We start from the raw sequence: 16,993 nt of genomic DNA on the forward strand, positions 1-16,993 counted from the left end.
ACGGCGCCATCGAGACCTGTTAGAACCGTCTTAGACGGTTCCGGCACATCCCAGGCCGGTTCCACCGATGGCCAGGAGGTCTCATGTCCACGCACTGGTGCGTCACCGACGCTGCGGCCGCCATCGATCGTGGCGTCGTCACCACATCAGCTCACCCCGGCGGGGGCATCTCATGAACCGTCGGACCAGCGACGTGCAGGCATTCGAAGCCCACGCGACCGACGCCGACCTCGACGACCTGCGCGCGCGACTGGCCGCGGCACGGCTGCCGGAAGCCGAGACGGTCCACCGCGCCGCGCCCGGCCCGCGCCGATGGGATCAGGGCGTCCCTCTCACCGACCTCGTCGATGTCGTCAACTACTGGCGCACCGGGTACGACTGGCGGTCATTCGAAGAGCGCCTCAACCAGGTCGGCCAGTTCCGCACGACCATTGACGGTCTGGGAATCCACTTCCTGCACCGCCGATCCACCCGCGCAGACGCCACCCCTCTGCTCTTGACGCACGGCTGGCCGGGCAGCGTTGCCGAGTTCACCCAGGTCATGGACGAACTGGCAGATCCGAAAAACGCAGACGCGCCGGCGTTCCACGTCGTAGCCCCGTCGCTGCCAGGTTTTGGTTACAGCAGCAAGCCGGCCACCACCGGGTGGGGGATCGAAAAGATCGCGGCCGCTTGGGTGGAACTGATGGCAAGGCTCGGCTACAGCAGGTTCGTAGCCCACGGCGGCGATTGGGGAGGTGTGATCACCACGGTCCTCGGCGGCAGGTTCCCGGCGCACGTGCTCGGCATCCACACAACGACCGCGCAGGCACCACCCGGGCTGACCACGGTCGGGCTCACGGCGGCCGAGCGTAAATGGACCGAGGAGACCCGCGACTTCTGGGGCGGCCCCCGCGCGGCGTACGCCAAGCAGCAGGCGACCCGACCGCAGACCATCGGGTACTCCCTCGTCGACTCACCGGTCGGGCTTCTTGCCTGGATCCTCGACAAGTTCGCCGAGTGGACAGATACCGAAGACAGCCCGTTCGAGACGATTTCCATAGACAGGGTTCTTGACGACGTCACCCTGTATTGGCTGACGCGGACCGGCGCATCGGCGGCCCGCATCTACTACGAAAGCCACGATTCCCTCGACCCCGAACTTCGGGTCGACGTCCCGTCAGCGATCAGTGTGTATCCCCGCGACATCGAGAAGTGTCCGCGCACCTGGGCGCAGGAGCGGTACCGGCAGATCGTCCGATGGAATTCGCCCGAAACCGGGGGGCATTTCCCGTCGCTGGAGGTTCCCGAATATTTCGTCAAGGATCTCCAAGAAGGCCTCGCGGCAGTGCTGGCCGCCAGCCACGATATTTCGTGATGGGCTGCCGACGGAGTCGGGGACCCCGTTTCGTTGTCGGTGGCCGACGTCGGGCAGGCCGAGGGCCCGGGGGGTTGTCTCGGGTGGACGCGCCAGACGCGCCGGAGGAGGCTCCGCGCCTACGCCGCCCGCGCCCATCGCCACCCATGCGGCGAACAAGGCGGCGATTCCGAGGGCAAGAACCCGCCAAGCCCCAACGACCGGGCCACCTCCTGCATGCCCATGACACAAAAGCGTTGAGTGACCAGGAAAGAAACGACTGTCCCCTCCGGACCTTCAGCGGTGATCGATTATCTGGCGCCGACCCGCCGACGGTCGCGTGCCGGTTGCTGCCCCTTCAGGGAATCCCCCTGCTCAGATGCCCGCGACGCCGCTACCGGTCCAGGCATAGCGGAACGCCACCTCCCAGTCAGGTATTGGCCAGTACATGACTAACTGGGCCGACTAGTGCCGGTTAGCGTCTTTCACGCTGGATATCCCAGCAGATCGAGTTCAACAGGGGGATTTCTCATGCGTATGAGAGCCAAGGTCATAACGACCATCGCGGCAGGGCTGCTGGCCGCCGCGGGGTTGTCCGCACCCACCGCCGCGGCGGCAGCGCCCGCCGACCGGGAGTCCCGGACAGTGACGTCCGACCGGGCCGCCGCCAACACGTGGGTCTATACGTGGACCGGCGCGAACATCCGCAGCTGTGCGTCGACCCAGTGCAGCATCAACTACTCGGTCCCCGCCAACTACCAGCTCAGCGCCATATGCTGGGCACACGGCGAGTGGGTGAGCCAGCATGGCTACTCTCACGACAAGTGGGTCCTGCTCGGCTCGGGTTCGAGCTGGATCTGGGGCGGCCTGCTCAAGGGGAGCCAGACGGGCAACGTACCCAACCAGTGCTGAACTCCGTTTGAGTGACGAGTTCTCGCGCTGCTCGGGAGCCGAACCAGCAGGCGCTGAATAGGCACTTGCCACATCCGAAGTAAGCGACTCGTCGCATCATGAAGGCCACCAGCCGCGTCCGCACCTGACCAGGGCTCAGCTGGTGGCCTTGTTGCGTGCCCAGCGCGAATTCCCGGCGGCTCGGGCAGCGCGGGCAGTCACCCTCCCCGCCCTCGTCGCCCCGGCCGGGTCGGGAGTGGCCGGACGCCGCATGGTGGGCACGCGGCGACGTCAGCCTGCTCGCCGGTGGAGGAGTTCGGCACGGTCCTCTCCGTACCGCCGCAGGAGACTACGAGTAGTCAAGTCAGTCCGTGACCACCGACGTGTTCAGGCCCTTGTCGTAGCGATTGTGCGCGATCCGGATGCCTGAACTGCCGTGGAAGACGAACAACGGGGAGGCGTACGGCGGGTGCGACGGTCCGTCCAGACGCCGGACCGTGTTGCCGGTGAAGCCGAACCCGCCGACGCTCTTCGCGTTGACGATGGTGACGTCACCGATGTCGAACCAGTTGTGCTCGACCGAGATGTTGTGGTGCACCGGGGCCGCCGGGTCGATGACCTGGTTGGTCGGCTCCACGAAGATGACCGGGCCGCTGGGCCGTGTGAACGTGTTCCCGCGGATCGTGAGGTCGGAGACCGGACCGGACTCGTACCACTGGTAGGCGTCGGCGGAGACGTAGATGCTGGCCATGGACATCCCGTCGAACCGGTTGCCGGTGATCAGGACGGGTTTGCGGGTGGTGACCAGGATGCCGCGGGTCGGCACGTTGCGGAACACATTGCCGGAGATGACGACCGACGGCGTGGCCGTGATGTTCTCGACGACCGTGCCGCCGATCTCGACCCCGGTGGGAACGGGCCGGTCGAAGGTGACGGTCATCGTGGTCAGCGGCTTGTCGTGGTCCATCCCGCTCGGCCCGTCGACGGCGGTGACCTTCGCGTGCGCCGACGCCAGCGGGGTCATCGTCCGCTTGGTGGCGAACTCGACCTTGTCACCAGGGGCGAACTGCGGGAATCCGGCAGTCTGCGGGTGCTTGTAGGCGAGGGTGAGAGTGGACGGTCCGGGTTTCCCCACGACCTCGAGGTAGGTGCCGTGGATGTTGATCGGGTCGTCGTGCGGGCCGTCGAAGACGCTCCGAGTGATCGAGACCTTCCCCTTGACGCCGGACATCTGAACGAAGTCCGCAAAGGAGGACGTCGACCGGCCGGACCCCGGAGCGGGGGCGAAGTTCACCTTGTCGATGGAGATGTTCTCGCTGAACTGGCCCACCACGCCGAAGGATTGGAGGTAGTAGGCGTTCATCGAGCGCATCGTGACGTTCTTGGACTCCCAGATGAACGCCCCCGGCTCCGTCCGCTCGATGAGGCGCATCTGGTAGACGAGCCCGGCGTCCGCCGGCCGTGCCGCAGTGGTGTAGTCGATGCGGATCCGGCGTCCGCCGAGGTCGGTGACCGCGGCGACGTCGTTGAACAGCGGGTTGTCTCCGCGCCAGGTCCGTTGCGCCCTGGGGTCGTGGATCTGCGTGTACTCGAGTCCGTCGACACCTGACCAGTACGGCTGCCCGGTGGCCGGGCTCTTCTCACCGAGCCAGGTGATGTGCGTGCCGTTCACCCTGTACGGGCTGCCGACCGGGATCTTCAGGACGCGGTAGGCGTGTCCGTCGGTGACACCGGTGGTGGCGACGGTCGCGTCGATGACCTCGGGGGCCGCGTAGTCGAAGGAGAAGTTCTGGAAGGTCACGTTGGTCGAGCGGATCGACGCGAACGCCGTCTGCAGGCCGTGGTAGACGAGCTTGGCCCCGCCGCCGTCGATGGTGACGTCGCGCATGTCCTCGACGAGGAGCCCGATCTTCTTGTCCCGGTAACGCTGGTCGGCACCAACGGTGTTGGAGACGTACAGCTCACGCGTCTCGGCCCGCTCGGGGTAGATCTGGTAGGTGCCCTTCGAGAAGACGATCCTGACCGGCCGGTCGCCATCGATGCTCCTGGCGTGCCGAAGCGCCGCGACGACGGCGGGCGTCGAGTCCCTCCGACCGGTGGGATCGGCTCCGTGGTCGTCCACGTCGACCACCACAGGTCTCGTCTTCGGCGCTGCGGCGACAGGCCCCCCGCCACCTACGAGCAGCGCGAGCGCCACCCCGAGAAACACGAACCGAGACATAGCCCCTCCGGAGCATCCATGAGCACGAAACACCCGATGAATATGCAGAGTTGCCGCCAAGTTTCTGACCGGATCCCCGATTGGAGTGTCCATAGACCCGACCTCTAGGTCAATGGTCTGGACGAACAACGGGAACTGATGTCCTCACCGGCGCCGTGCTCGCGCGGATCACCAGTTCCGGGTCGAAGAGGAGTTCACCGATGGGGACGTCGCGGTTGCCGACCAGGGCAAGGATGCTGCGGCCCACCTCCGAGGCCAGGCGGTCGGCCGGCTGGCGGACCGTGGTGAGCGGAGGGTCGACGAAGTCCATGATCATGGAGCCGTCGTAGCCGACGACCGACACATCGTCCGGGACGTCGTACCCCTGACGGCGCGCGCCGCGGATCGCACCCAGGGCCATGTAGTCGCTGGCGGCGACGATCGCCGTGGCGCCGCGGCCGAGGAGCGAGGTCGCGGCGGACTGGCCGCCCTCGACGGTGTAGGACTGCCGGACCACCCACTGCTCTGGATCCTCGACACCGCGCTTGCCGAGCGAGGCGACGAAGCCACTGACGCGGCGGTCGGCCGGGCGGTTGCCGACCGGGCCCGATGCCATGCCGATACGGCGGTGGCCGAGCCGGTGAAGATGGTCGACGGCCAGTTCGGCGGCCAGCAGGTCGTCGGTGGAGAAGACCGGCGCCTCGCTCACGCCCTCGAACTGGCCGTTGATCCCGACGAAGGGGATTCTGCGGGAGCGCAGGAGCTCGTACGCCTGAGGGTCCGCGCCCTCGAGCGTGTTGCTGGCCGAGAGGAACACGACGGCCGCGACGCCCCGGTCGGCGAGGGAGGTCACGAAGTCCAACTCCTGTACTCCACCGGGGAAGCACGGGCACAGGACCGTCTTCAGACCGTGCGGCGCGAGGATGGACTCGATCCGTTCGGCGACATCGGCGAAGAACGGGTTGGAGACCAACTCGGTGACGACCGCGACGAGTTGACCCCGCATCTGCCGCTCGTACCCCAGGTCGGCCATCGCCTGCTCGACCGCCTCGCGGGTCCTGCGCGACACGCCCTGGCGCCGGTTGATGACGCGGCTGACAGTGGCCTCGCTCACCTGCGCCCGGACCGCGACCTCGGTGATGCCGACCTTCATACGGATCCCTCCGCCCCCTGATTTGCACTGTGTTGATGAAAGTTTTCAGTTCAGCCGTCCACGCAAGATAGCAGCGAGCCTGCGTGTCTTCCATGTTTCTTGTGCATGACCATTGAATCGCCTCTTGGGCCGCTGCTAGCTTTCCCGCCACTGCCCGCACGTTCGTCCGCTCGCCGCGACTGAAGACCCGGGAGACCCGATGAAGCCCTCAAGGCTCATGCTGCTCACCGCTGTTGCTCTGCTCCCGCCCATGGCGCCCGCACTGTCGGCCACGGCGGAGGCGGACGGCCCTTCAGTTCCCCGTCCTCAACTCGCCATCCCGGACCCGGGGTTCGAGAACGGCGGTACGGGCTGGACCTTCGGTGCGGGTACCGGGGTCGGCACCGGCAACTCCCACGGCGGCGCCCGCTTCCTGTACCTCGACGCCGGAGCTGGCAAGAGCGCCGAGCTGAACATCGTCGCGCCGCGGAACGGCAGTTACGACTTCTCCGCGTGGATCGGAAGCGCCGGTACCGGCGGTTCGTACACGGTCCGGCGCAACGGCGAGACCGTCGAGACGATCACTCTGCCGGAGCGCCGCGCGTACGCCCGTTACACCATCAGCCGCGTCGAGTTGAGAGCCGGCGACCGTCTGCAGATCGCCTTCGGCTCCGGCAGCGCCTGGGTCAACGCGGACGACCTGATGATCTCCCCCGCCGCGTCCGCCGACCCCAAGGTCACCTCGTCCGACCCCGAGGTCACCGAGATGTTCGGCTGGGCGAAGAGAAAGGCCAACAGCTGGGCGCAACTGCCCGGCACGACAGGCCCGGTCAACGTCGACGAGTACCAGACCGGCGGCACCGGCACCGCGCAGTACACGGCCACGTACTGGGCCGGATACGCCAACCGCAGCGCCTACTACTCCCGCGACATGACCCATCAGCTCGCCGGCGCCCACATCCTCGGCCTCGACGAGGCGAACAGGACGATGCTCCGCTCGTTCGCGGCGTCGTCCACCGCCGCGCACAAGTACTTCCCGGTGTGGGCCCTCAACTTCGACGCCAGGACCTATCTGAGCATCGACTACAAGAGCCCGGACAACTACGTGCGCGAGGTGCCCGCGGTCTTCGAACTCGTGGAGAAGGCAGGGCAGGCGTACCTCTGGACCGGCGACCAGAGGTACGTGGACGACCCGACGATGTGGAACTTCTACCGGCACTCCACCGAGGAGTTCATCGATCTGCACAACAGCGCCAAGCCCAACGGCAAGGTCAAGGTCGCCGAGGGCACGGGCAACGGCATCTTCGCCGGCGCCGCCAGCTACAACGAGCAGGACGGCGACGGCCTCGCCGAGGCCGGGGACGGCATCGCCTCCCAGTTCCAGGCCTATCTGGCGCTGGCCACACTCGCACGCGGCAAGGGCGACACCGCGCTGGCCAGGACGTACGACCGGCGTGCCGCCGAGTTGAAGGCGTACTTCAACGACGACTGGAGCGGCAGTGGGAGCGGCGCCGACATGGTCCGCGCGTACACCACGTCCGGCGCCCCGGTCACCGGCTGGGGCAAGGAGAACAGCGTGTTCGTGCCGATGAAGCAGATCCTCGATCCCGGCCCGCGCAACGACGCCTACCTCGACTACATCCAGGAGCAGGAGTTGGGGCCGGAGGGGTCGCCCAACATCGAGTCGACGACGTACCTGCCCGACATGTTCTTCAAGAACAACCGCAACGACACCGCCTGGACGTGGATGAAGAAGATCTACGGCCAGCGGGAACTCCAGCACGTCAACTCCAGCCAGGGCCCGAACGGTGACTACCCCGAGGTGTCGTTCACCCTGGTCAGCCAGACCGTCGAGGGCCTGATGGGCATCGCACCGAACGCGGCGGACCGCACGGTGACCACGCAGTCGCGGTTGCCGTCGGGCATGAAGTGGCTCCAGGCCGCGGACGTACCCATCGGCACGAGCACGATCACCGTGCGGCACGACGGCGCGACGAAGTCCACGCTGACGAACAACGCCCGCCACGGTGCCTACCGTTGGGAGGCGCGCTTCCCCGGGGTCCACAAGAGGATCGAGGTCAACGGTGTCGCGCAGCGCGTACGCACGAAGACGGTCGGCGGCGTGACGTACACGTACGCGACGCCGAAGGTGCGGGCGGGGGCGACGGTGGTGGTACGGGTGACGGACTGACGCGAGCGCTGGTTCGTGGTCCACGCCGAATCATGCGCGCCCCGCGGATGCGCGGGGCGCGCACAAGGTGAGTGGACGAGAGGCAACCGAGGCGGGCGATCGAGGCACCGGACACGAGATCTTCTGCGGCACACCCGGCGTACGGCTCACCCCCGGCAACCGCGGCCGCCTCCTCCGCGCGCTGTCTGGTCGGCTGCTGCAGCGGGCTCCGCTCCCCCGCCGACCGCGACGCGTGGAACCGGCTGGTTGGGCAGCCAGTGGATCACCTCGGCGGACTCTCCGGTAACGTCGGAATATGAGCCATCCACATCCTGAACTGAAAGCCGCCCCTCCCCTGCCTGAAGGAGGGCTGAGGGTCGTAGCCCTGGGCGGTCTGGGTGAGATCGGCCGCAATATGACCGTCTTCGAGCATGCCGGCAAGCTGCTCATCGTCGACTGCGGCGTGCTGTTCCCCGAAGAGACCCAGCCCGGCGTGGACGTGATCCTGCCGGACTTCACCTCCATCCGTGACCGCCTGGACGACATCGTGGCCGTCGTCCTCACCCACGGCCACGAGGACCACATCGGCGCCGTGCCGTATCTGCTGCGCGAGCGCTCCGACATCCCCGTCGTGGGCTCGAAGCTCACACTGGCGTTCCTGGAGGCCAAGCTCAAGGAGCACGGAATCCGGCCGCGCACGGTGCGCGTACGTGAGAGCGACCGGCGCACCTTCGGCCCCTTCGACCTCGAATTCGTGGCGGTCAACCACTCCATCCCGGACAGCCTCGCGGTCGCGATCCGCACCGGGGCCGGGCTGGTGCTGCACACCGGCGACTTCAAGATGGACCAGTTCCCGCTGGACGACCGCATCACCGACCTGCGCGCCTTCGCCCGCCTGGGCGAGGAAGGCGTCGATCTCTTCCTCACCGACTCCACCAATGCCGAGGTACCCGGCTTCACCACCTCCGAGCGCGAGCTGAACCCGGCGATCGAACAGGTGATGCGTACGGCCCCCCGCCGGGTGATCGTCTCCAGCTTCGCCAGCCATGTGCACCGTATCCAGCAGGTCCTGGACGCCGCGCACCAGCACGGCCGCAAGGTCGCCTTCGTGGGCCGCTCCATGGTCCGCAACATGGGCATCGCCCGCGACCTCGGGTACCTGAAGGTTCCCAGCGGCCTGGTCGTGAGCACCAAGGAAATGGAGAAGCTGGCCGACCACAAGATCACCCTGGTGTGCACCGGCTCGCAGGGCGAGCCGATGGCCGCTCTGTCCCGGATGGCCAACCGCGACCACGTGATCCGTATCGGCAAGGGCGACACCGTACTGCTCGCCAGCTCCCTGATCCCCGGCAACGAGAACGCCATCTACCGAGTGATCAACGGGCTGACCCGGTGGGGCGCCCATGTCGTCCACAAGGGCAACGCCAAGGTGCACGTCTCCGGGCACGCCAGCGCCGGTGAGCTCGTCTACTGCTACAACATCGTCAAGCCCCGCAATGTCATGCCCGTGCACGGCGAGTGGCGCCATCTACGGGCCAACGCCGACCTGGCCATCCGTACGGGGGTCGATCCCGAGCGTGTGGTCATCGCCGAGGACGGCGTCGTCGTCGACCTCGTGGACGGCCGTGCCTCGATCACCGGCAAGGTGCCCGCGGGCAACGTCTACGTGGACGGCATGGAGGTCGGCGGCGCCACCGAGGCGTCCCTGAAGGACCGCCTCACCCTCGCGGAGGAAGGCGTGGTCACCGTGGTGGCGATCGTCGACGCCGACACGGGCGCCCTCGCCGAGACCCCCGACTTCCTGGCCCGCGGATTCGTCCACGACGACACCACCTTCGAACCGGTCGTCCCTGTCATCGAGAAGACTCTGGCGACCGCAGCGCAGGAAGGCGTCGGCGACGCGCACCAGCTCGAACAGCTGATCGCCCGCGCCGTGGCGAACTGGGCCTTCCGTACCCACCGCCGCAGGCCTCTCATCATTCCGGTGATCATCGACGCCTGAGCGGGCCCGTTCCCCTCCTCTGCCCCTGCCCCTGCTTCGCCGGTAGGGGCAGGGACGGTTTCGCGCCTGCGTCCACACCTGCACAGAGCAGCGTTCCAGGCACCGACTTCCGGCACCGACGGTGCCTCAGAAAGGCAAACGGATGAGCGCGCGTTTCGAGGAGATCGACTGGCGCCCGACAGCCATGGGCGACATCAGCCTGCGGCGCCGACGCGACCCGGCATCAGGCAATGACGTGTACGAGGTGAAGCTCGGCGACGAGTTCTTGATGTCCAGCCTCTTCACAGCCGGCGAGATCGCGCTTGCGGAACTCGGACTGGCGAGACCGACGGACGCCGAACCGGACGCTGAACTGCGAGTCGGACCGGATGCCGAAGTGGATGCCGAACTGGACGTCGTCGTCGGTGGACTCGGACTTGGGTACACCGCCGAGGCTGCGCTGAACGACCCTCGGGTGCGCTCGCTGACCGTGGTCGAAACGCTCGCGGAAGTCATCGACTGGCATCAGCGGGGCCTGGTCCCGCTCGGTGCCCGGCTGGCTTCGGACCCCCGCTGCCGTCTGGTTCAAGGCGACTTCTTCGCGATGGCGGCCGATTCGCGCGGTCTGGACCCGAAGGAACCGGGCCGCCGTTTCCACGCCATCCTGCTGGATGTCGACCACTCGCCGCGCCATGTGCTCCACCCGCGCCACGCGGCGCTCTACCAGCCTGCCGGGCTCCGCGCTCTCACCGAACACCTCCACCCCGACGGGGTCTTCGCCCTGTGGTCGAACGACCCGCCGGACGAACAGTTCAGCTCCGTACTCAGAGAGGTCTTCCCGCAATCAGCGGCCCATGTCGTCGACTTCGACAATCCCCTGCAAGGCGGCACCTCGACCAACACCGTCTACGTGGCCAGGACAGGACCCGGCCGACCGTAGGCGAACGGTTCGGCACATGGGGCACGGATACGGTTTCGGCCCACGCGACCGATGAGTTCCGCCTCGCCGCGTCGTCTGCATCTTGGGAACGTCCCCCTTCCGCGCCTGCGGAAGGTTCGAGATGAGATGACAAGGAGCGTGCACACCATGGCCGCCGAGTACGTGAGCGCCACTCTGACCGTCACCGTGCCCGCCGCGAGGGTGTTCGCGGTGCTGGCGGACCCGACGACACATTCTGCGATCGATGGCACCGGATGGGTTCAGGAGCCTGCCGACCGGGCGCCGCTGACCGAGGTGGGGCAGATTTTCCGGATGGACATGTACCACGCCAACCATCCGAACGGTGACTACCAGGTGGTCAACAAGGTTCAGGTGCTCGACCCGCCACGCACCATCGGCTGGCTGACGGGTCAGCAGAAGGGCGACGGCGAGCTGGAGTTCGGCGGCTGGATCTGGCGATACGACCTTGCGCCGCTCGGTGCGTCCGAGACCCAGGTGACGCTCACGTACGACTGGTCGGCGGTGCCGCAGTACATCCGGGACCGTGGCATCCAGTTCCCGCCGTTCGGTCCTGACCATCTCACCAACTCGCTGCACCATCTGGCCGAGCTTGCCGCACCGACACCCCGGGCCTAGGCCTCCGGCGTCTTCAAGGCACGGGGGCACCGAGATCAGGGGCCGGGCCCGGTGATGGCGGGCAGCAGGTGGTCGCGAATGAACTCCCTTGGGTCGATCTCCTTGTTGATGCTGTCGTTGCTGGTGTTCTCGCTGGCACGAGCTGCCGTCCGCCCCACCTGCCGTCGCGCAGGTAGAGCAGGCCGAACTTGGCCATCTCCCGTGGCGTCAGGTAGACGTTGTACCCGCCGGAGAAGACGCCTTGCGGGTCACGGCCCCAATGCTCGGCCGTGATGCCCATCGGTCCGAGGAGATACTGGTGGGCGAACTGACAGGTGCTCATACGGGTGGCCTTCTGCAGCACGGCCGAGACGACGTGCGTATTGCCGCTGCTGTAGTTGTACGTCGTGCCAGGGGCGGACACGAGATCACGGCCGAGAATCGCGCGAACCCAGTTCGACGTCTTCTCGACCGTTCCTTCGGTCGAATCCTCTGTCCAGTCGAGACCTGACCTCATGGTCAGCATGTGCCGGATGGTGATCTTCTTCTTGTCCGGCGACGCATTGGCGAAGTACTCCGGCAAGTAGTCGATCACCGGGTCGTCCAGGCTGCGGATGTCGTCCTTCGCGACGGCGATGTGGACCAGCGCCTGCAAAATACTCTTCGACGCCGAGTGGACGTTGTTGCTCCGCTGTGCGCCACCACCGCGGTAGTACCGCTCGGCCACGAGACGGTCGTGCCGGACGACCAGCGCGCTCAACAACGACGCGTTGTTCCCGAGCTTGGCCAGCCCCCTGCGCAGGATGGTGGCATCCAACCCCTGCTCCTCCGGCGGGGTCGACGACCAGTCCTCACCGTCGTCCCGGGGATCCGTGTACGTCGGATTGCTCTCATAGAAAGTCCGGCCGTTACCTGCGATCCGGTCGCAATCGACGGTCGTCGCCTCCGCCGTTGCTGTCGACTTCGACGCCGGCGTTTCCGTACACCCGGTCAGCGCCAGGAGCGACAGCGTCGGCACGATCCAAATGATCCGGCGCAGACCTTGGTTTCGTAGCCTCATGGCTGACTTCGGTTTCCTTGATGCGAGAAGACGGTGCCGGCCTCGATCCTTCGTGGGGTCTGCGCGTGGGGAGGTGCGTCAATTCTCGGCTGGGGCGGGGGCTTGAGGGACGCGTAGCTGGAAACATGCCCCGAGGGTCCGTGGGGTGAGGGTGAGGGTGCCCTGGTGGCGGTGGGCCAGGTCGCGGGCGATGGCGAGGCCCAGGCCGGTACCGCCGTGGTCGCGGGAGCGGGCGTCGTCGAGCCGGACGAAGCGTTCGAAGATGCGCTCGGCGTCCTCGGTGGGCACGCCCGGTCCGTCGTCGTGCACCGTGAGGACGACCCAGGCGTCCTGGTTCCGGACGGTGATCTGGATGCGGTGTGCGGCGTGGCGGGCGGCGTTGTCGATGAGGTTGCGCAGTAGCCGTTCGTATTCGTCGGGGTTTCCGGGTGCGTGTGCGGGGGCGGTGCTGTCGCAGGTGAAGGTCAACGGCCGTTCGGTGAGGGGGTATTGCTCGGCCAGCCGGGAGGCGAGGGCTGTCAGGTCGACGCTGTCGGGGCCGGCTATGGAGGTGCGGGTGTCAAGGCGGGCGAGGAGCAGCAGGTCTTCGGCGAGACCCTGGAGGCGGCGGGTCTGCCGTGCGGCGGTGGTGACCGCGGCGGGCCAGTCGGTGCGTTCCGGGTAGGCGAGCGCGACCTCCAGGCTGGCCAGCAATGTGGTGAGGGGGCTGCGTAGTTCGTGGGCGGCGTCCGCGACGAAGCGGCGTTGCTGGGCGGCGGCGTTGTCGAGGCGCTGGAGGGTGGTGTTGATGGTGGTGGCCAGGGCGGTGATCTCGTGTCCCGTGGCGGGGACGGTGACGCGTTCGCGGGGGTCGCTCGCGGTCACCGAGGCGGTGAGGACGCGGATGGCTTCGACCGGCCGCAGCGCGATTCGGACGGCGAAGTAGGCGACGGCGGCGATCAGTACGAGGCTGACGAGCCCGGCCCGCAGCAGGAGGCGGTCGGTTGCCTCGGTGATTGCCTCGGCGATGTCCTCGGCCGCGTGCGGGAGCACGACCACATAGACCCGCAGCTGGGCGTCGGCGGCGACACCCAGAGCTGCGACTCTGGCACTGCTCAGTTCATCGGCCCTGACATCGTCGTACATGACCAGGTAGGTCCCACCGTCCTTGCCGAACCGGTCCCAGGGCTTGGAGTCGTGGCGCGCCGGTATGCGCATGGGACGAGTCGTATAGCCCGAGGCTGCCCCGTCATCCGGTGGGGCGGGCGACTCGGCCTTCGGTGGGGCGGGCAGCACATGGCGGGTGCCGGGATCGAACTCCTCCATGCCTCCGCCGTAGGCGACAGCGGCGCGGCGGTCGGTCGCGACGACCTCGTACGGCACAGTGCTTCGGCGAACGGGAACCGCACCCTCCTCCAGCTGATCGACGAGAGCCAAGAGCTGTTCCTGCGCCTGCCCTTCGGCGATCTGGGTGCTCTCGCGGTAGACGTCGCGGTGTACCCACCAGCCGATGCCGACCAGGATGACGGCGGCGGTCGAGGCGGCGGCCAGGGCCGTGCGGGCCCGTACCGAACGCGGCCACCAGCGGCGTCGCGGCTCAGTCGCGTTCACGGTCGTCCACCAGTCGGTAGCCGGTACCCCGTACGGTCTGCAGGGACTGCCGGTCGAACGCGGCGTCCACCTTCTTGCGGAGGGCGCTGACGCGTGCCTCCACCAGGTTGGGATCCAGGGCTTCGTCGGGCCACGCGTGATAGAGCAGATCCGATTTGGAGACCGCCTGGCCCGCCCGGCGGGCCAGCAGCTCCAGCACGGCGAACTCCCTGGGTGTGAGTTCCACCCGGGCCCCGGCCCGGCGGCAGACCCGGCCGGCGACATCCAGCGAGAGGTCGCCCACGGCAAGGACGGGCGGCGCGACCGTGGCCGCTCGTCTGACCAGGGCCCTCAGCCGTGCGACGAGCACCACGTAGGAGAAGGGTTTGGCCAGGTAGTCATCGGCTCCCGTGTCCAGGGCCTCTGCCTGATCCCAGTCACCGTCCTTGGCGGTGAGTACCAGGATGGGGGTCGCGTTGCCCTCGCGGCGCAACTGGGCGCAGACCTTGTAGCCGTTGAGCCCGGGCAGCATCAAGTCCAGTACGACAAGGGCGTATTCGCCGGTCCGGGCCATCCACAGTCCCTGCCGGCCGTCATGGGCGAGGTCGACGCTGTAGCCCTCGGCGGTCAGACCGGTGTGCAGGGTGTGGGCAAGGTCCACCTCGTCTTCGACCACCAGGATGCGCATGGGGTGCAGCCTCGCACAGCGCCGGCCCGCCTTCCTGATCGGCCGGTCAGGTTGGGTCAGCAGCCGGTCAACGAGGTCCGGGCACGCTGGCGGAACTTCTTCGCCACTGCTGAAAGGCCCTGCCGCCGATGGCCATTGATGAGTTCGAAATTGTCAATGATACGGAAAATACTCCTCAGGGGCGCTATCCGAGATTTTCCCTGCTCTCACGCCGAGGATTCCCCACTCCCTTGCTCTTGCCCGTTTTACTGTCCACCCTTCTCGGCATATGGAGAATTCGCAGAGATGGAACCCTGTGGCACGACGAGGCCGTGACTCTCGATTTGGCTTCCCGTAGCCTGCCGGACCTGTGGCAGACACTGGGCAACATAGACGCCGTACATGGAGCCTATTACCTTCTGATGCATGGACTGTTCGGCCTCTTCGGGACGGACCTCCTGGTGCTGCGCCTTCCCTCCGTTCTCGCCGGTGCGCTGGCAGCGGCAGGGGTCACGGCGATCGGGGTCCGATTGTCAGGGACGCGAGGCGGCATACTGGCAGGCCTTTCCTTCGCCGTGCTTCCAGATGTTCAGAGATATTCACAGGAGGGGCGCTCCTACTCACTGGTCTGCGCACTGGTGGCCTGGGCCACATATTTCCTTGTGAGTGCGACGCTCAGTTGCCGAGCCCCGGTAATTACTGGACGTAGAAGCTCGATGGCGCCGTGGATCACATATGGCGCTCTCATGCTGGCAGCGTGCATTCTGCATCAGTTCGCCGCTCTTGCCCTGCTAGCACACGCCTTCGCCCTGCCGGATTATGCGCGGCGCCCTTGGGCGTACACCACACTCTTCGTTGCGACAGGAGTCGCACCCCTTGCGGCTCTGGGAATGGCACAATCTGGGCAAGTCGCATGGATCGACGGTGTCACCCGTGGTGAATACCAGCACTTCGCGATCCTGGTTTCTTCCGCAATAGCGTTGTCCTACTTCACACCATCAGGGAACGCCGGCAAGGTCTCCCCTGAAGCGCCTTTCAGTCTACGGGCGATCGCCCTGCCGCTGTTCATATTGCCCACTGCGCTTCTCATGCTGATTTCCCTTTACAAGCCTTTCTATGTAGAGAGGTACGTGCTCTACGGCCTCGTCGGCCTGGCACTCCTTCTGGGGGCCGTGCTTGATCGCATGCTTGGACTAGGGCGCAACCTGCGATTGACCGCAGCGGTTGCTGTCGCGTTGGCAATCGCACTCCTCATACCCGAGTCCTTTAAGCTGCGGACACCGGAAAGCCGGTCGGACAATGTCACCGCGCTGGCCATAGTCCTGTCCAGGGAATACGCTCCTGGCGACGGAATCCTCTACCTGTCCGTGAAGAGGCGCGCATGGTCACTGGCCTACCCTTCGGTAAGCAGAGGGATGCCCGACCTCGCCCAGGAGCTCACTCCGGCCGCCTCGCACGACCTTTACGGCACGGAATTGCCTTCCCCTCAGATTCGCGCGCGCATGCGCAGCAGCGCACGAATTCTCGCAGTAACGGAACCCGAAGGAATTCAAGTCGAAGGCGGCGCGACAGAGGCAATGAAGGAGAGGATTCTGGAAGAACACTTCACCAAGGACGTCACCATACAAATCGACGGGGCGCGAGTGATTATTTACGAGGCCCGCACAACGGCATGAGACGTCGCAGGCGGAGCGGGCGGGCGGAGCGCGTTGATCGCCACGTGCCCGCCCTTGCCCGAACCGTTCACCTTAGGGCTGTCCCGCAAAGATCTTGGCTCCGAGCTGAGCTGAGCTGAAGCACGATAGGTGTCACAAAGGCGGGCTTGTTGTCACCGAGGTCGGCGGCCCCTCTCCCTTTACGGGGAGTCTTGACCGCTGAACCCGGAGTCGTGTCCCCCGGCGGGTCGATGTGGTCGGCGTTCCGGAAGCCGTGTGATCGCGGCGCTCACTGCCAGCCCGAGGGTGACACCGACAGCCGAGCCAACGCACTGCGCCCAGGCATCGTCGAGGGAGCCGGGCAGGACGGCTCTTGTGAGCCGGCTGGCAGCCAACAGGACTGTTATCGCGGCGAGTGTGGCCGCCCAGCGGTACCGCACCCCGTCGACGATGTCGCCATAAAAGAGGAGCAGCAGTGCCATGCCGAACTCTTCGTCCCAGCCGATCGCGGTGAGCCCGGCCCCGAAGGCAAGCGCGAACAGCCAGAGCCCCACCAACTGCCGGGCGAACGTGGGCGGCTGCCGACTTGCACCACGCGGGGGCCAGAAGAACCGTCTGATGTGCTGGACGATCGCGTACTTCTGCATGACTGGCGTCCCGATCCCCCGGCGTAGCCGACTTCTGCCGGCGCTCAGTAGTAGGACGCACAGGAGCAGGGCGCGGTTGTAGTGAAGTGTCGTCTCGGGGAGCCAGAGGCTGTCGTTCTTCGCTTCTGGT

At 66.7% G+C, this 16,993-nt stretch carries 13 protein-coding genes; 7 read left to right on the forward strand and 6 right to left on the reverse strand.

From position 1 onward, the window contains the following. Nucleotides 1-172: 172 nt before the first annotated feature. Complete coding sequence (locus ACIBEI_RS06530) at nucleotides 173-1,357, forward strand: epoxide hydrolase (protein WP_398885690.1); 1,185 nt, start codon at nucleotides 173-175, stop codon at nucleotides 1,355-1,357. Nucleotides 1,358-1,867: 510 nt separating this feature from the next. Beyond that, the gene (locus tag ACIBEI_RS06535) at nucleotides 1,868-2,248 is read left to right on the forward strand and encodes a hypothetical protein (RefSeq protein WP_398885692.1); all 381 of its coding nucleotides are present in this window, start codon (nucleotides 1,868-1,870) and stop codon (nucleotides 2,246-2,248) included. 343 nt (nucleotides 2,249-2,591) lie between these two features. On the opposite strand, the gene ACIBEI_RS06540 is transcribed toward ACIBEI_RS06535, so the two are convergent. Both ACIBEI_RS06540 and ACIBEI_RS06545 read right to left on the reverse strand, forming a co-directional pair. Beyond that, complete coding sequence (locus ACIBEI_RS06540; RefSeq protein ID WP_398885694.1) at nucleotides 2,592-4,448, reverse strand: right-handed parallel beta-helix repeat-containing protein; 1,857 nt, start codon at nucleotides 4,446-4,448, stop codon at nucleotides 2,592-2,594. A gap of 109 nt (nucleotides 4,449-4,557) precedes the next feature. After that, entirely contained in the window at nucleotides 4,558-5,580 is a 1,023-nt protein-coding gene (locus tag ACIBEI_RS06545) for a LacI family DNA-binding transcriptional regulator (protein ID WP_398885696.1), read from the reverse strand. A 199-nt stretch (nucleotides 5,581-5,779) separates the two neighbouring features. On the opposite strand from ACIBEI_RS06545, the gene ACIBEI_RS06550 reads away from it, so the two are divergent. The 4 genes from ACIBEI_RS06550 to ACIBEI_RS06565 all read left to right on the forward strand — a co-directional run bounded on the left by ACIBEI_RS06550 (nucleotide 5,780) and on the right by ACIBEI_RS06565 (nucleotide 11,286). Continuing rightward, nucleotides 5,780-7,750 (forward strand): hypothetical protein, encoded by a 1,971-nt coding sequence (locus ACIBEI_RS06550; protein ID WP_398885698.1) that lies wholly within the window; start codon nucleotides 5,780-5,782, stop codon nucleotides 7,748-7,750. Between the two features lie 295 nt (nucleotides 7,751-8,045). Continuing rightward, nucleotides 8,046-9,731 carry a ribonuclease J gene (locus ACIBEI_RS06555; RefSeq protein ID WP_398885700.1) on the forward strand — a complete coding sequence of 562 codons (1,686 nt, stop codon included), beginning with the start codon at nucleotides 8,046-8,048 and terminating at the stop codon, nucleotides 9,729-9,731. 142 nt (nucleotides 9,732-9,873) lie between these two features. Further along, the gene (locus ACIBEI_RS06560; protein WP_398885702.1) at nucleotides 9,874-10,650 is read left to right on the forward strand and encodes a spermidine synthase; all 777 of its coding nucleotides are present in this window, start codon (nucleotides 9,874-9,876) and stop codon (nucleotides 10,648-10,650) included. Between the two features lie 147 nt (nucleotides 10,651-10,797). Continuing rightward, nucleotides 10,798-11,286 carry a polyketide cyclase gene (locus ACIBEI_RS06565; RefSeq protein ID WP_398885704.1) on the forward strand — a complete coding sequence of 163 codons (489 nt, stop codon included), beginning with the start codon at nucleotides 10,798-10,800 and terminating at the stop codon, nucleotides 11,284-11,286. Between the two features lie 13 nt (nucleotides 11,287-11,299). On the opposite strand, the gene ACIBEI_RS06570 is transcribed toward ACIBEI_RS06565, so the two are convergent. The 3 genes from ACIBEI_RS06570 to ACIBEI_RS06580 all read right to left on the reverse strand — a co-directional run bounded on the left by ACIBEI_RS06570 (nucleotide 11,300) and on the right by ACIBEI_RS06580 (nucleotide 14,582). Then, the gene (locus tag ACIBEI_RS06570; protein WP_398885706.1) at nucleotides 11,300-12,283 is read right to left on the reverse strand and encodes a serine hydrolase domain-containing protein; all 984 of its coding nucleotides are present in this window, start codon (nucleotides 12,281-12,283) and stop codon (nucleotides 11,300-11,302) included. A 120-nt stretch (nucleotides 12,284-12,403) separates the two neighbouring features. After that, nucleotides 12,404-13,915 carry a sensor histidine kinase gene (locus ACIBEI_RS06575; protein ID WP_398885708.1) on the reverse strand — a complete coding sequence of 504 codons (1,512 nt, stop codon included), beginning with the start codon at nucleotides 13,913-13,915 and terminating at the stop codon, nucleotides 12,404-12,406. Next, nucleotides 13,902-14,582 carry a response regulator transcription factor gene (locus tag ACIBEI_RS06580; RefSeq protein WP_398885710.1) on the reverse strand — a complete coding sequence of 227 codons (681 nt, stop codon included), beginning with the start codon at nucleotides 14,580-14,582 and terminating at the stop codon, nucleotides 13,902-13,904. Before ACIBEI_RS06580 ends, ACIBEI_RS06575 begins: the two co-directional genes overlap by 14 nt. 128 nt (nucleotides 14,583-14,710) lie before the next feature. On the opposite strand from ACIBEI_RS06580, the gene ACIBEI_RS06585 reads away from it, so the two are divergent. Then, on the forward strand, nucleotides 14,711-16,237 hold the full coding sequence (locus tag ACIBEI_RS06585; RefSeq protein WP_398885712.1) for a hypothetical protein: 1,527 nt from the start codon (nucleotides 14,711-14,713) through the stop codon (nucleotides 16,235-16,237). A 179-nt stretch (nucleotides 16,238-16,416) separates the two neighbouring features. Here the strand turns inward: ACIBEI_RS06585 and ACIBEI_RS06590 are convergent, their stop codons facing one another. Beyond that, nucleotides 16,417-16,863: a hypothetical protein gene (locus ACIBEI_RS06590; protein WP_398885714.1), complete on the reverse strand. Its 447-nt coding sequence runs from the start codon at nucleotides 16,861-16,863 to the stop codon at nucleotides 16,417-16,419. Between the last annotated feature and the right edge of the window lie 130 nt (nucleotides 16,864-16,993).

The organism is Streptomyces sp. NPDC050988 (assembly GCF_044456225.1).
Taxonomy (GTDB): Bacteria; Actinomycetota; Actinomycetes; order Streptomycetales; family Streptomycetaceae; genus Streptomyces.

Excerpts from the sequence above, each read along its gene's own strand:
- ACIBEI_RS06560 (WP_398885702.1), top strand. The coding sequence starts at position 9,874 with ATGAGCGCGCGTTTCGAGGAGATCGACTGGCGCCCGACAGCCATGGGC.
- ACIBEI_RS06545 (WP_398885696.1), bottom strand. The coding sequence starts at position 5,580 with ATGAAGGTCGGCATCACCGAGGTCGCGGTCCGGGCGCAGGTGAGCGAG.
- ACIBEI_RS06590 (WP_398885714.1), bottom strand. The coding sequence starts at position 16,863 with ATGCAGAAGTACGCGATCGTCCAGCACATCAGACGGTTCTTCTGGCCC.
- ACIBEI_RS06540 (WP_398885694.1), bottom strand. The coding sequence starts at position 4,448 with ATGTCTCGGTTCGTGTTTCTCGGGGTGGCGCTCGCGCTGCTCGTAGGT.
- ACIBEI_RS06585 (WP_398885712.1), top strand. The coding sequence starts at position 14,711 with ATGGCCATTGATGAGTTCGAAATTGTCAATGATACGGAAAATACTCCT.
- ACIBEI_RS06565 (WP_398885704.1), top strand. The coding sequence starts at position 10,798 with ATGGCCGCCGAGTACGTGAGCGCCACTCTGACCGTCACCGTGCCCGCC.
- ACIBEI_RS06580 (WP_398885710.1), bottom strand. The coding sequence starts at position 14,582 with ATGCGCATCCTGGTGGTCGAAGACGAGGTGGACCTTGCCCACACCCTG.
- ACIBEI_RS06535 (WP_398885692.1), top strand. The coding sequence starts at position 1,868 with ATGCGTATGAGAGCCAAGGTCATAACGACCATCGCGGCAGGGCTGCTG.
- ACIBEI_RS06555 (WP_398885700.1), top strand. The coding sequence starts at position 8,046 with ATGAGCCATCCACATCCTGAACTGAAAGCCGCCCCTCCCCTGCCTGAA.
- ACIBEI_RS06550 (WP_398885698.1), top strand. The coding sequence starts at position 5,780 with ATGAAGCCCTCAAGGCTCATGCTGCTCACCGCTGTTGCTCTGCTCCCG.
- ACIBEI_RS06530 (WP_398885690.1), top strand. The coding sequence starts at position 173 with ATGAACCGTCGGACCAGCGACGTGCAGGCATTCGAAGCCCACGCGACC.